This is a genomic window from Granulosicoccus antarcticus IMCC3135 (genome assembly GCF_002215215.1).
In the GTDB taxonomy this organism is placed as follows: Bacteria; Pseudomonadota; Gammaproteobacteria; order Granulosicoccales; family Granulosicoccaceae; genus Granulosicoccus; species Granulosicoccus antarcticus.
In genome coordinates this window covers 7626511-7639241 of record NZ_CP018632.1, presented here as the reverse complement: position 1 = coordinate 7639241, position 12731 = coordinate 7626511, and the positions used below count along the sequence as shown (strand labels likewise).

The following is a 12731-nucleotide window of genomic DNA, read 5'->3' as shown; positions in this document are numbered from 1 at the left end:
AATGACATTGACTCGCTGAGCTCCTTACGTTGCAAAGTCGGCAGCAAGGGCGTGTATATCTTTGACGTCCACGGTATAAAACATTCGAGAGGACATGTTTTCTAACCCCACGGGTTTCGTCCGGAGCAGTACCTGATCTGTATCGAGGAAAGACTCGCGCGACAGAGGAGTTCAGGGTAACTGTCAATCTCTTCGGCGTGGGGTGTCGTATTGCTGCTCTTTAGACTAGTGTTTCTGTTCTGCAGTGTTATTTCGGGCAAATATAATATGCCAAGGCGTCAACGTCTTGTCAGTAAGTTGTTTTAGGGCCTGTGCATAAATAACTATTCAATTACACAGAGTTGCATTATTCCCGTGGTTTTATCGTGTAGTTCCACTCGCCATGGAATTTGTGGGGGTGCAGGTTGATTGACTCCATTTCTTCGTCCGTTACCTTGCGCCCTTTCTCGTAGGTGTTTGTGTCAAGCTCACAGCGTACTTCTAGTCCTTGTTCTGTCTTCGTCGCTCCGATCAGCTCGATTACCGTGCGATAATCGTACAACGGCTTGCCGCGCCAGTTCATGGTGATAAAGCTGAAGAGTCGGTGCTCGATTCGATTCCATTTGCTCGTGCCCGGCGGAAAGTGGCTGACGCTGATTGATCGACCCAGCTCGTCACTGAGCCCCTGAAGTTCAAGCTTCCAGAGCCGGCTGCGGTAACCGTTACTGCCCCCGCAGTCGGCGGTGATAAAAATCTCGCGCGCCGATCCGTAACGTGCCTTGCCGGATGTCTGCCACCAGCGGCGGATGCTTTGCACCGCAAACTCGGCCGTGTCCGCACTGATCCCGACGTTCACCCAGGCGTCGTTGTCCGCGATGTCGTAAACGCCGTACGGAGCCACCCTGCCAAGCTCACCCTTGAAATCGTGGGTCTTGACCTTCTCCGGCTCACCTTTGGGGCGATATTCTTGGCCGCTGTTCTTGAAGGCTCCGACAAGCTCCTTCTTTTTCGTGTCTACCGACAGCGCAGGCTGTGCAGCCTTTATGTGTCGCTTGCTCTGTTTGGCGATATATAGAAATTGCGCGTTGCGGTCTGGATGCTGAGCTCCTTCGATCGTTTTTGCGTTGCCTTGCAAAGAGTAGCCCAACTGTTTGAGCAGCGTCGACACGCTCCGGAAACTCACTGAATGCCCTGCCGCGCCAAGCTCGTTTGCGAGCACCCGCACGCTCTTGGTCGTCCAACGCAGCGGCGACTGTGGATCGCCGCGTGTGCCCGGCTCCACAAGCGACTCCAGAGCACCGAGCAGTTCGGGGTCTTCGGCAAGTTTCGAGGGGCGTCCGGCACCCGGACGACGAACTCGACGCGGAGACTCAATCGCGCCGCCGTTGCGCTCCATCAGCTCGGCGATGCCGCTACGTATAGTAGGCATCGATAGGGCACTTGCTTCGTGAACGATCGTGATGCCGCCGTGACCCAATGCCATCGCCTCGGTGGCAGCCCATTCGCGCCGGCCTCGTTCGTCGAGTGAGGGAAGGATTTGCGAATATTTCAAACCAATTTTATCTACGAGACGCTTGCGCGACAATTCTTCTCTGCTCATGTGCTGAGCGTAGCAGATATTCTTATAATTTGAATATTAATATTTGCACAGACCCTTAGGCTCGTCTGAATAATCAACTCGATCATTGGATTCGACGCCGTTTGCGAATGGCCTACTGGCGGCAGTGGCGTTTGCCTCGCACCAAAATAGGAAAACTGCTAAAGCTGGGAGTGCAGATATAAACAGCAGTTGCGTGCGGACGTACGAGTAAAGGACCTTGTCGTAGTTCCAAGACCCCGGGCATTCAACAAGCGTTATCTAACGCCTATCTGAAAGCTGAAGGCTTGTTCTCACTACGCCAAGGGTGGATATCACTTCACCATTCAGTATGAAACGCCCTGTGCGGACCCGCATGCAGGGTGTTGTGGGGAGGGCTGGCTAAACACCAACCCTTACCCGATTCGGTCAGTGCAGTAAACCTGATGCTCTATATTACTCAAACAACTCTTGCATAAAAATATCGAGTCGTTTTTCCGTGTGAGGTTGGCATCTCAACCAGCAATTCCCAGCGAACAAGTACCATAGTTGTATTGTAATGTAAAGCTGGTTACCAATTTATTGCAGACATCGATGGGCCTACCGCGAATTGGCATGAGTGATCAGATGTGGAGGAACGTGCGGTAGGCCTAAAGTTGGTGTGTGGAGTGTGGGCAGTAAGATGAGCCGACCTATGTTGGCCGATCAGAAGGTATCTCGAAGGCAAAGTCGCCTGGCTTATGCCAAAAACGCATGAACCCCTCCCATTCGGAGGCTTTGACGGTGGTAAAGGCGGCGCGCAGGCGTTCCCACAGGTTCCGGCGTGATTTGTGATGTATGCGGATTTCGCCGAAAACCCGGCAGAAGCTCTCCTGGACCTGATCGATCAGAAAAGCCAGGAACATCAATCCACCGAGCACACTGGAGAGGTACTGCTTTCCGTGGCCGTAGGAATGCCCCATGTGATAGCCCTGGTTCTTGGCTGCGTTGAATGTCTCATTCTCGATCTTCCATCGCGCGCGTCCGGCGCGCATGATCTGCTCGGCGTTCTCAGGGGTGATCTGCAGGCTGCTGATCCACTGCCAGTTATGCTCCTTGCCCTGTCGATCAATCTCGTAGTACTCCAGACAATTGACCAGCAGCTCAGCGTGAGTGTTGTTCAAGGGAACTTGCTCGCAGATGCGATAACCACGAAGTAGGCCCGTCTTCTCATCCACTGTTTCCCACGCCTGCAACTCCCCTTGCTTCATGCGCTGATCCAGCGTCTCGAAAAGTGCTGCGTTAGAGCCGGGTTTGGCAACGATGATAAAGTCCATCCGGTGTTCGATCAATGTCTTTAAGTGCGGCCCGTTAGCAGCCAGTGCGTCTTCGATCACAATGAAACCACGCTTGGGGTACTGAGCGGCAAGACTGGCAATCAGGCGCTTACCCGCATTGCGTTCGCAGTCATTCTTGTTCGAACCATCGGCACGAGTGATAGGCTCGAAATCCAGTGGCAGCACCGTGCTGCGTTCGGGATGAACGATCACGGCACCGAGCATCTGATGGTAGAACTCTGATCCTTCATCAGACTTCTGGTTGCGTTTGGGCTTTTTAACGCAACAGTGCTTGCAGCTGATGCGAGTGGATGAGAAAGTGCCTGTGCCGTCTATCGAGAGCAACAGTTTGCCGTTGAACAACTGGAAGTCCTTGAGCGAGTTGCTGCGCTGCAGGCCACTGTGAATGGCACGAAAGGCGCCTCGCAACTCGCTCGGATTGACCGGATCGAGAATCGCGCGCATCTGAGAATCACAAGGGACTTGGCTCAACCCGAACAAGGTGCGCAGATTGTGGTTCGAGACAGGCTCGCTGGAACGGGCATGCTGATCGAACATCAATAAGGAGGGGTACTTGAGTGAAAAGATCGCCAGTCCAGCCATCAGCGAATCGGACATCGAATACTGGACACTGGCCTGCCTGCGCTTATCATTGACTTTGTCAAAGGCGGTGCGAACAGTGGTCAACAAACCGGGCATTGAAACGTCCGGGCGGAAACGAGCAAACGGGGCTGCCATGGGCTACAACTCAACATCATCAACAAACAGATGTGAAAAGCGTAGTCGGCAGATTACGAAAAGCTAGTAGCCAAGGTCCGCTACAACGTTGATCTGGCGAGGTTTGTCAACTCGCCGGGAACTGCTGCATCTCAACAAAGCGCAAAGTACAAAGTACATATTGAAAACTACCAATTTCATACTAATAGTTTCGCGCCTTCTATTCTTGAGGCTTTTCGATCAAGCGTCACTAACGGAACACGACCTTGTGTTTGGGCGCTAGCGATATGTAGACAATCAGCGAAATCGGCATTGTTATCGGCATAAAGGCTAAGCGCAATTTCAATTGCAGATTCTTCCTGAAACTCTATTTCTCGTGCTTCCAGTAAGCGATTAAACGTAGTGATGATCATCGCTTTTTTAACTTCGTAAAGCGATCTAAGAACCCATTCCAGTTCAACGGAGACAGATACTGGAATGAACAAAGCTTCGTTTGTGATAGCTTCCTCAATAAATTGTTTAGCCGTTTCAAACTGCTTCCTGTCATCGGCTATTAGGTAGCGTACCAGTACATTTGTATCGATAGCCGGCATTTCAGTTCATCTTCATATCTTTGATTGCAACTTTCTTTTTATTGGTAACAATCGTACCTGCCAATGAAGTCACCGACCGATTTTTCGCTCGCATCACTGTAGTTCCATTGGGTAGCAAAGTAAAAATGACCTTGTCTTGCGGTCCAAGATTCATTTTCTTTCTGATTTCGGCGGGTATGGTAATTTGTCCTTTACTGGTAATCGCAGCTTCAGCCATCTCGACATTCCTTACAATTTTTATTATTGTAAGGCAGGTCATGTGTTTTTTCAAGACCGAGGATCAGGTATAGCTCTAGTCAGACACGGCAATCCCTCAAATTACCTTCCTTTTATTGATCCTGACAAAATGATGTAACTCAAACGTCTATAAAATTCCCCTTTGTAGACCGAACACCAGCGTTAACCCGCAATTGACAAAGACCGACCAAAGCGACAGGAGGGCTTTGTCACATTGTCGGGTTCTACGTAATGTTATGTGATGCCATATGAAGCTATTGCTTTAGCACGATTTCAGACGTTGGCATCAGGCCACTTTTGGTCGTGGTTTTATCTGTTTTTTATTTCTTTGCCTGCCTCGATCTCTACCGATCTGAGTTCATAGATTTTAGCAAGTTCATCCATCCTCTGGAGTTATTCCAAGGCACCTGGACTATGGCAACACTGCACCGGCTGTGGTTCCTCGTGTTCCATTGACGATAGCGCTTACTCGATTGGATAGGACATTGATGGTCTCTGCCAACGCACACGCTGACATTTCCAATTCTTCCATCTCCTCTTTGAGAATTTCTCCGGGATGCACCGGACGCATGCCGTTACGATACCTCATCCTCTATTCTCTTTTAATATCTGTTAATGGTAATCGGCAACTTCCACATCCTCCGGCCTTTCTTATTTCCAACGAAAGCAGCGATGCCGTTTTATGTGCCTTTTGCTTGTAGCGGAAACTTATCCGGATTTAGTAATATTGCCTCAGACAAATCAACGTCCAGATCTGGCCAGTAATAGTGACCTGGGTTTGGTTCTTCAACATTTGCAATTTGACTTACGGTTTTTTCTTTGAACCAAGGGTACTGATCATACGGAAGGAAATGCTCCGTGCCGCGTACATAGAGCCATATACCATGCCCGGATATATTTGTTACTTCAATTTCCGAAGTGCTTTTGCCAAGCTGCGATGAGTTCATTTTCGTGTTCCTCTACCAAAGCTTTGATTTCATTTAGTTGTTTGCTCGAATACTTACTATTCTTGCTCAATTCAATCTGGGGTTCTAGCCAGTATTTAGCTTCTCCATCACCAGAAATCACGTGTACATGCATTCTAACCTCTTCTCTAGAAAAGAAAAAGAATCGATACCCTTTCTCACGAAATACTGTTGGACTCATTTACCGCTCTCATTGGCTTTTTGAAATGTTTTGGCCATATCGCAAGGTATCCTTGCCGGACATAACAACGGCGCTAAGGTGCAATGGAGGCGGCATTGGGTTCTGGGCGGAGCCCAGGTTCCGATGACGGGTCCATTGACAGCTTCAGCGTTTCGTTAGGTTTACGTTTCTTGTATCCTGCTAAAAACGCACAACTGCAGCTGTAGCAGACCTTCAACCACCATTGGAAAACTTTGGAATTAGATAATTATAATATGCATGATTTAGTACGTTCTCACAATTGAATGAGCGAGTAGCGATATCTTCCAACGCAGAAAGTGAAAACGTTTGTTGATCTTTTGGATTATGAAGAACAGCAATATCATCGACTGCTGCGGGATAAGCGTGTAACAGTGGATTTCTTGCGTCGCTTACAAGAATTTGAAATTCTGCTGCGGCAGTGACTAAACAATGCTGTTCGTCAGATTTTGACAATTTCCCCGACAAAGACACCAGTTTTTCTGCAATGTTCCATGCTGTAATTTTTTTCGATTTAGTACAAACATCTCTAACATAGCCATTTTGCATGATTTCACAGCAATTCGCAGCCATCCACTCAGCGAGCGAGAAGTAATACACTGCACCACCCAATGTAAGCACGTATTCTTCCTGTAATTGATCTGTGGATAGACTTAATAACTGTTTTATTGTCATATTATCTAATAATCTACTCGTAGTAATAATCTAATAGCTATTCTCCTGAACGTATATCTTACAACCTTTGAGAGTAACTTATGTGGACTCCCCCTGTGTCAACAACAAAATTGCATAAATGAAGAAATAGATGCGTACTTATGTACGAGCTCTCGATTGAGTAGCGAACTCAGGCTCTGTGATATTTACGCGGGACGTGTTTTCAATTCTACTCAACGAGCTCAAGGCTCTTCGTTACTAACTGAGTTAACACGCTGATTTTTATCTTCGTTTTTGCATCTTCATCGTTGGAACGCTTTTTAGACGGCGACAGGATCCGCCTTATATTCGGTACCTTGTGTGAGCATGGCAAATGCCGTCCTCACGTTTTTGTTGGCCAGAGCAACCGCCGCGATTTTCTTGCCTCGTCGCGCGACCAGCTGCTGTATCCACACCTCTTTACTGGTGACCGCTGTTCTTTTGCACACCTGTGCAACGACTGCCATCGCTCCGGTAATAAGCTGGCTCCGCAACAAGCTGTTTTTCACATACCTGCCGATTGAGCCGAGCTTTACCTTGCCTCCCGATGTGTGCTGTATCGGAGTCAATCCGATGCATGCCGAGGCATCCTTACCTTTGCAAAACGAACCCAGGTCCGCGCAGCCCAGTGCTATATACAGGTTCACGGCATTGATTACTCCCACCCCTTCCAGCTTGAGCAGCCGCTTGCAATCTTCATGCTGCTCAACTAATTCCTCCAGGCACCCATCGTATATAGCTATGGATTTGATGATGCTCAGGTGGTGTTGCCAGGCGGTATGCAACGCCTCTCTAAAAGCTGCCGAGAATTCATTCTCCGCATCTTCAAGCACAGATTCTATTACCCCTCCCAATCCACCATTTCTCGCGCTAACACGAATATTAAACTCTAATAATAGTGCTTTTAGCTGATTGCCAGAAGCGGTCTTTTGTTTCACAGATAACTCCCTTAAGCGCAAAATGGTTTGCAACTGCTGTTGCTCAATAGTCTTTCCCTTGATGAAACTTATGTCCGGCAACATGGATGCCTGGACAATCGCCAATGCATCATTCTTATCTGTTTTCTGGTTCTGTCTGATCTTGGATACCAGATCTGCTGATATCAAATGTGCAGCATGGCCAGCCTCCGTGGCCTTCTGTTTCCAGTAATTTGATGTGCCGCAAGCTTCAAATACTACCGTCGTGCTGGAGCTCGTAAATAGCCATTCAAGAAATTCGTGGTGTGTCATTTCGGTGTTCGATTGCACTTTCTTGCTCGCGTAAACACACACTTGAATAACATCTTTTGCCAAATCAACACCAACAATAGTATTCTTCATGCTGGACTCCATTAATGTGAATTGTGTCGGAACGATTACATTAACCCACTTCCTAGAGGAGGTGGGGGAGTCCAATTATCTACTCAGCCCACTGATGCGATAGCTGGATTGAAGGCCTGACCTTGGAAGCTTTCACGCAGGGAATCAAGTACATTGCGACCCTGTTTTTTCGCTGTAGAAATATAGCCACGAATCCGGCAAAAGATGTCAGCGCCTTGCTCGGAGCGAAAGCAGCCCGATATCTTTAGTTTGGCCTTGATCATTCTCACATCACGCTCGGCCAAATTATTATCAAATGGCAGCGTCAGATCATAGAGAAACGCCAGCGTTTCAGCCTTGTATCTGAATAGTCGATCATGCAGGTTCTTCACCTTATGTTGTTTGGCTCGCCCCCGCTTCTTTGTCGTTGATATTGGCACCACCGGCAGTTCGGCGCGCCCCTCGCGCAGTATCCGACTGTAGCGTCGATCGTAGTGGTTGATGCGAGACTCATCGAGCATTAAGACTCCCTTGGCCCGGGCCTCATCGGCCTCTTTCTTGGCATCCAGCAGGCAGGTGATCAACTTCTCGGCCCAGCTCTGTTGATGCTGCTCATGAGCATGGATCAGCTCACGCAGAAAGTGGGCACCACACAGCACATGAAGGATGGCGAAGCGGAAATAGCTGGCCCAGCAGTCATGTACCGCGTATCCCTTGAATCCGTCAAGTATGCCCATCTCCATCATCGCCTCATGCCCACGTTTGACGTGCCGACGGTAATAGGTCGCGTGCTCGGTGGCGGCCACATGCAGCCACTGCAGCTGCTTGCCCACGCGCAGACCGCTTTCGTCAAAGTGGGCCACCTTGCTGTCAATGACCATGTCTTTGACCCAGGAATCGAATTGCGCCAGATGATGGTAGGCACGGGTCAGAATATTATTCACAGTTCCTTCGCTAAGATGAATCTGGAACAGGTCCGCCATCGCCTCTTTGAGTCGTGCATAGGGCAGCATCTGATACTGACTCAGATAGATCACTACACCCTGAACCTCGGTGCCGTATTGCACTGACTGGTTGACGTGTTTTGGAAAGACGGCCTTGCTGCGGCTCCGGCAACACGGGCATGCCTTGATCTGTGCACGATGCTCAGTCGCCTCGATCTTGATCGGCGGGATATCGAATACCTGGCGCGCCTCGAAGCCGAGTACGGGTACTGTGCTCAAATCCAGTCCGCAGCTGGAGCAGGCTTCCAGTGCATGATCCACGATGTGATCCGGATGAGCTGTCATCTTCAACGTCTTGCCGGGATGACCCGGTTGCCCTCCAGAACGCTTACCGCTCTTGGCACGGGTACTTTTCGGTTTAGGCTTGCCGTAGCCGTCACTTGAGGGTGGCTTACTGCTGTTGCGGCTGTTCAGTTTAAGCTGAGCTTGCAACTCTTGAACCTGTTGGGTGAGTGCATCGACCTTCTCCAACAGCAACATAATCAACGCGTCTTTCTGCGCTGAGGTGAGTGTGCTGAGATCGATGGGAGTTGGCATGATGTGAGTTATAAGACGATACTGAGCGACTGTCTAGTACTTTCGTGCATCGGTGGGCTGAGTAGTTACCTTTGAGAAATGAAAGTGATTGACTCTCGCATTCATCTTCAGTGTCTATGGAGTTCTCCTTTGCCCAGTCATAGCCAGCATTATGGCCAGAGCAATCCTCTGTACAACGGGATCCCTTAAAATACAAATAGTTTTTTGAATACAAAATACATGCATATTGTTCTGGAACATCGCCACTACAATTATAGTATTGGGCATGATTTTTGAACATCTTTATCAAATACTTGTACCCGTCATTATAAGTTTCACACTTATGCATAAAGCTCTTATCATATAATTTCCAACATTTTTTTAATTCCCAATGATTTTCCCTGATCTCATAGAATGCAGGTAAATAGCAATCATATGCCAATATTTTTTTATTCACTAAACTTTCGCTAGTTTGTAATTCCAAACTACTCAATGCAGATATGTTTTTTTGCCAATCGGTATAACAACTTACAACTTGCTCCTCAGCTTCTGAGAAATCAGCTGCCTGCGCAACTCGACCGAACAACAAAACCACAACGGTTAACAAACCAACATAGAAATTATTGCCTGTTGTCATCGAACGACTTTAGCTCTGTGAGTTAAGAATCCAATTTTACAAGTAATTACCAGGTTGGCTTAAAAAACGAATGCCTTTAACTGATGTTCACAATTGTGCAGTTATCTTCGGAAGTATTCGCATCAAAATTGATCGAGAACACACACAAACGTATAGGTGTGTCCAAGTAAACCTAACACCAGCGCTAACCTGAGCTTTATACGAATGCGGGTTCTGGCGCAGTCAGGCTCCGTGTTCGTGTCAAGCTACAGGTTTAGCGTATCGTTAGTCGATGACATTTGTGACGCTCTTGAGCTATTTCTTATCGCCACCTATCCATTTCATTTCAAGGGTTCTTTGATTCATTGCACAATCCCTCAGATACAAATTAATCAGGCTTTGGTAAGGAATTCCCATCTGCTCAGATAAGGCCTTGAAGTAAGCTACTGTGTCCTTGTCCAAACGCATCGTCACGGGTTGTTTTAATAATTTTGTATAAGGGTTCTTCCGTCCTTTCATTTTCGTGAAATCGTAGTGGTCTCTCATTTGCGCATCTCCCAATAGTTTTTTTCCTCTTGCTTGTCTGTTTGTCTTGCTGAGATGATACGAACAACTGAATCGCTTTCCCTCAGACAATGACATACAACGAGCACTCCAGCACGAATGCTCAGCCCAAGCAAAATGAACCTGTCTTCATCCTCTGAATGATCTGGATCATGAAAAACAATCGCTGTTTCATCGTAAAAAGCAGTCCTTGCGTCTTCAAATGAGACGCCGTGCTTTTTCTCGTTTGCTTTTGCCTTTTTAGGATCCCATTCGAATTCTAATTCTTTCATACGTACAGTGTACATAACCAATAGGCGGTATTCAAGTTTCTACTGCTGGCCAGATTTTGGTTTCGTTTTATGGATCCTAGTAAGAATCCCTTCATCGAGTTCACGTGGGAATACTTAAAGTCTTGCAAGAATGTTCAAGAGACGACTAACAGCCGCAATATGCTGAACTTGAGGCTGACACGACGAAGCGGTAGCGCAGGCGTGGCAGGGTCAAGTTTCAGTATCATTGCTTTGTGTACGCCCAGCATGGGCATGAACTAATGAGGTGAAAGTCCTCTGTAGGAAGATCACCATCTAGTGATTCCAGCTATGGAGCCATTAGATGATAACTACTAGCGAATGGCAAGGGCCAATCCGTGAGGAACGGTCTGAAGGAAGCCGCTAGCAAACCTGTGAGCTGATGAACAAGAACATCATATGAGGCGTAGGCAGAAGGCGAGTCAGCACAAGATGACGAAGCCAGGTGATCTGATGGCCACCGTAAATGATGCAGTTGTGCAGGGAAAGTTCATGTTCTTATCTGGGGAGATCTGTTTGACGTGCGATCGGCCTTTTTCCAGTGAGGCGCTGGATGACCAAGCCTTGGCTCTTTGGACTCCATCAGCCAAAGAGAGCGAATCGATGAACACCGATAGCGCCGATGCGGGCAACCGCACTGGTGATCAGACAGAAGTCAGCAGACGGCATAGTAGCCAAACGCTCACCGTAATGGGTGAGACACGGTGAAGGCCCGAACATAATGAATAAAGGAGGAGCCTTGACAGACTTGAGCACACGAACACCGTCCGGTGATGGCGTGACTCAGCGTCTTGTCACGAAGCCAGCCTTTGGTGACGATCTACTTGAACGCATTCTGGACTCTGATAATCTACGCAGAGCTTGGAACCGTGTTCGAGCCAATAAGGGAGCTGCAGGTGTCGATGGCATGTCCATTGATGAGTTTCCTGACTGGGCAAGTGCGGGGCACTGGAAACGTGTTGTCAACGAACTGGAAACAGGTCGTTACCAGCCCTCTCCAGTCCGACGGGTTGAGATCGACAAGCCTGATGGCAGTAAGCGCCCGCTAGGTATTCCGTGCGTTTTAGATCGGATTATCCAGCAAGCTATTGCCCAGATACTAACGCCAGTGTTTGATCCAGACTTCTCTGAGAGTAGTTTTGGATTCAGACCAAGGCGTAGTGCAAAACAAGCGGTTAAGCAGGTTCACTCCATCATCAAGGCGGGACGTCGCATTGCTGTGGATGTGGATTTGTCCAAGTTCTTTGATCGGGTAAATCAGGATCTGCTCATGTCACTTCTCGGCAGAAAGATTCGAGACAAGCGTGTGCTACGATTGATCAAACGTTACCTGAGAGCTGGGGTTATCGATAACCAGCTTTATCAAGAGAGTCGAGACGGTGTACCTCAGGGCGGCCCACTTTCGCCGTTATTGTCGAATATCATGCTTGACCCTTTAGACAAGGAGCTGGAAAGACGCGGCCATCAATTTTCTCGCTACGCGGACGACTTTACTATTTTAGTCAGTAGTCAGCGTGCTGGCGAACGGGTGCTACACAGCATCAGCCAATTCTTGCAAAACCGTTTGAAACTGGTTGTGAATACAACTAAAAGCCGTGTCGTTAAAGCCAAAGATTGTCAGTTCCTGGGTTTCACTTTCGGGTCTGGCAGAATTCAATGGCACGCGTCGTCCTTGCACAATTTCAAACGTGAGGTACGACGTTTAACGAACCGCAACTGGGGTGTATCCATGCGCTACCAGATATTCAGGCTCAGCCAGTACTTACGTGGCTGGGTAAACTATTTTGGCATTGCCAACTGCTATAACCAGTGTGTCGAACTCGATCATTGGATACGACGCCGTTTACGAATGGCCTACTGGCGGCAGTGGCGTTTACCTCGTACCAAAATAGGAAAACTGTTAAAGCTGGGAGTTAAGATACAGACAGCGGTTGCGTGCGGTCGCACGAGTAAAGGACCTTGCCGTAGTTCCAAGACCCCGGGCATTCAACAGGCGTTATCTAACGCCTACTTGAAAGCTGAAGGTTTGTTCTCATTACGCCAAGGGTGGATCTCACTTCACCATTCAGTATGAAACGCCCTGTGCGGACCCGCATGCAGGGTGTTGTGGGGAGGGCTGGCTAAACACCAGCCCTTACCCGATTCGGTTTGGCTTTTTCCATAGATAC

The 12731-nt window shown here is 48.3% G+C and carries 16 protein-coding genes; 3 read left to right on the top strand and 13 right to left on the bottom strand.

Annotated features, from left to right (window positions below; translation table 11 throughout):
* Nucleotides 1-346 precede the first annotated feature (346 nt).
* Nucleotides 347-1579: an ISAzo13 family transposase gene (locus IMCC3135_RS33195; protein WP_088917300.1), complete on the bottom strand. Its 1233-nt coding sequence runs from the start codon at nucleotides 1577-1579 to the stop codon at nucleotides 347-349.
* A gap of 65 nt (nucleotides 1580-1644) precedes the next feature.
* Here IMCC3135_RS33195 and IMCC3135_RS35165 point away from each other — a divergent pair, with 65 nt between their 5' ends.
* A complete protein-coding gene (locus IMCC3135_RS35165) occupies nucleotides 1645-1761 on the top strand; it encodes a group II intron maturase-specific domain-containing protein (RefSeq protein WP_257790433.1) in 117 nt (38 codons plus the stop codon).
* Nucleotides 1762-2247: 486 nt separating this feature from the next.
* Here the strand turns inward: IMCC3135_RS35165 and IMCC3135_RS33185 are convergent, their stop codons facing one another.
* The 12 genes from IMCC3135_RS33185 to IMCC3135_RS33140 form a co-directional block, all read right to left on the bottom strand.
* Nucleotides 2248-3609, bottom strand: a complete 1362-nt coding sequence (locus tag IMCC3135_RS33185) for a transposase (RefSeq protein WP_088917405.1) — start codon at nucleotides 3607-3609, stop codon at nucleotides 2248-2250.
* 176 nt (nucleotides 3610-3785) lie between these two features.
* Complete coding sequence (locus IMCC3135_RS33180; RefSeq protein ID WP_088921498.1) at nucleotides 3786-4181, bottom strand: PIN domain-containing protein; 396 nt, start codon at nucleotides 4179-4181, stop codon at nucleotides 3786-3788.
* A 1-nt stretch (nucleotide 4182) separates the two neighbouring features.
* Nucleotides 4183-4398 (bottom strand): AbrB/MazE/SpoVT family DNA-binding domain-containing protein, encoded by a 216-nt coding sequence (locus IMCC3135_RS33175; protein ID WP_088922210.1) that lies wholly within the window; start codon nucleotides 4396-4398, stop codon nucleotides 4183-4185.
* A gap of 432 nt (nucleotides 4399-4830) precedes the next feature.
* Nucleotides 4831-5007, bottom strand: a complete 177-nt coding sequence (locus IMCC3135_RS34900; RefSeq protein WP_205737830.1) for a hypothetical protein — start codon at nucleotides 5005-5007, stop codon at nucleotides 4831-4833.
* Between the two features lie 91 nt (nucleotides 5008-5098).
* Nucleotides 5099-5365 (bottom strand): DUF2442 domain-containing protein, encoded by a 267-nt coding sequence (locus IMCC3135_RS33165; protein ID WP_088921497.1) that lies wholly within the window; start codon nucleotides 5363-5365, stop codon nucleotides 5099-5101.
* Nucleotides 5325-5564 carry a DUF4160 domain-containing protein gene (locus tag IMCC3135_RS33160; RefSeq protein WP_088921496.1) on the bottom strand — a complete coding sequence of 80 codons (240 nt, stop codon included), beginning with the start codon at nucleotides 5562-5564 and terminating at the stop codon, nucleotides 5325-5327. Before IMCC3135_RS33160 ends, IMCC3135_RS33165 begins: the two co-directional genes overlap by 41 nt.
* A gap of 213 nt (nucleotides 5565-5777) precedes the next feature.
* Nucleotides 5778-6257 (bottom strand): hypothetical protein, encoded by a 480-nt coding sequence (locus IMCC3135_RS34440; RefSeq protein WP_157736510.1) that lies wholly within the window; start codon nucleotides 6255-6257, stop codon nucleotides 5778-5780.
* 299 nt (nucleotides 6258-6556) lie between these two features.
* Nucleotides 6557-7594, bottom strand: a complete 1038-nt coding sequence (locus tag IMCC3135_RS33155) for an IS110 family RNA-guided transposase (RefSeq protein ID WP_088921977.1) — start codon at nucleotides 7592-7594, stop codon at nucleotides 6557-6559.
* Between the two features lie 83 nt (nucleotides 7595-7677).
* Nucleotides 7678-9057: an IS66 family transposase gene (gene tnpC, locus IMCC3135_RS33150; protein WP_157736509.1), complete on the bottom strand. Its 1380-nt coding sequence runs from the start codon at nucleotides 9055-9057 to the stop codon at nucleotides 7678-7680.
* Nucleotides 8993-9730: a hypothetical protein gene (locus tag IMCC3135_RS34435; RefSeq protein WP_157736508.1), complete on the bottom strand. Its 738-nt coding sequence runs from the start codon at nucleotides 9728-9730 to the stop codon at nucleotides 8993-8995. Before IMCC3135_RS34435 ends, tnpC begins: the two co-directional genes overlap by 65 nt.
* A 294-nt stretch (nucleotides 9731-10024) precedes the next feature.
* On the bottom strand, nucleotides 10025-10255 hold the full coding sequence (locus IMCC3135_RS33145; protein ID WP_088921494.1) for a BrnA antitoxin family protein: 231 nt from the start codon (nucleotides 10253-10255) through the stop codon (nucleotides 10025-10027).
* The gene (locus tag IMCC3135_RS33140; RefSeq protein WP_088921493.1) at nucleotides 10252-10545 is read right to left on the bottom strand and encodes a BrnT family toxin; all 294 of its coding nucleotides are present in this window, start codon (nucleotides 10543-10545) and stop codon (nucleotides 10252-10254) included. Before IMCC3135_RS33140 ends, IMCC3135_RS33145 begins: the two co-directional genes overlap by 4 nt.
* Before the next feature lie 510 nt (nucleotides 10546-11055).
* On the opposite strand from IMCC3135_RS33140, the gene IMCC3135_RS34895 reads away from it, so the two are divergent.
* Nucleotides 11056-11271, top strand: a complete 216-nt coding sequence (locus IMCC3135_RS34895) for a hypothetical protein (protein ID WP_205737829.1) — start codon at nucleotides 11056-11058, stop codon at nucleotides 11269-11271.
* Between the two features lie 13 nt (nucleotides 11272-11284).
* Nucleotides 11285-12637, top strand: a complete 1353-nt coding sequence (gene ltrA, locus IMCC3135_RS33130; protein WP_088915895.1) for a group II intron reverse transcriptase/maturase — start codon at nucleotides 11285-11287, stop codon at nucleotides 12635-12637.
* Nucleotides 12638-12731 lie beyond the last annotated feature (94 nt).

Bases quoted from the DNA above. Each gene is read 5' to 3' on its own strand.
- IMCC3135_RS33195 (WP_088917300.1), bottom strand. From the start codon at position 1,579: ATGAGCAGAGAAGAATTGTCGCGCAAGCGTCTCGTAGATAAAATTGGT.
- IMCC3135_RS33185 (WP_088917405.1), bottom strand. From the start codon at position 3,609: ATGGCAGCCCCGTTTGCTCGTTTCCGCCCGGACGTTTCAATGCCCGGT.
- IMCC3135_RS33180 (WP_088921498.1), bottom strand. From the start codon at position 4,181: ATGCCGGCTATCGATACAAATGTACTGGTACGCTACCTAATAGCCGAT.
- IMCC3135_RS33175 (WP_088922210.1), bottom strand. From the start codon at position 4,398: ATGGCTGAAGCTGCGATTACCAGTAAAGGACAAATTACCATACCCGCC.
- IMCC3135_RS34900 (WP_205737830.1), bottom strand. From the start codon at position 5,007: ATGAGGTATCGTAACGGCATGCGTCCGGTGCATCCCGGAGAAATTCTC.
- IMCC3135_RS33165 (WP_088921497.1), bottom strand. From the start codon at position 5,365: ATGAACTCATCGCAGCTTGGCAAAAGCACTTCGGAAATTGAAGTAACA.
- IMCC3135_RS33160 (WP_088921496.1), bottom strand. From the start codon at position 5,564: ATGAGTCCAACAGTATTTCGTGAGAAAGGGTATCGATTCTTTTTCTTT.
- IMCC3135_RS34440 (WP_157736510.1), bottom strand. From the start codon at position 6,257: ATGACAATAAAACAGTTATTAAGTCTATCCACAGATCAATTACAGGAA.
- IMCC3135_RS33155 (WP_088921977.1), bottom strand. From the start codon at position 7,594: ATGAAGAATACTATTGTTGGTGTTGATTTGGCAAAAGATGTTATTCAA.
- tnpC (WP_157736509.1), bottom strand. From the start codon at position 9,057: ATGTTGCTGTTGGAGAAGGTCGATGCACTCACCCAACAGGTTCAAGAG.
- IMCC3135_RS34435 (WP_157736508.1), bottom strand. From the start codon at position 9,730: ATGACAACAGGCAATAATTTCTATGTTGGTTTGTTAACCGTTGTGGTT.
- IMCC3135_RS33145 (WP_088921494.1), bottom strand. From the start codon at position 10,255: ATGAGAGACCACTACGATTTCACGAAAATGAAAGGACGGAAGAACCCT.
- IMCC3135_RS33140 (WP_088921493.1), bottom strand. From the start codon at position 10,545: ATGAAAGAATTAGAATTCGAATGGGATCCTAAAAAGGCAAAAGCAAAC.
- IMCC3135_RS34895 (WP_205737829.1), top strand. From the start codon at position 11,056: ATGTTCTTATCTGGGGAGATCTGTTTGACGTGCGATCGGCCTTTTTCC.
- ltrA (WP_088915895.1), top strand. From the start codon at position 11,285: ATGAATAAAGGAGGAGCCTTGACAGACTTGAGCACACGAACACCGTCC.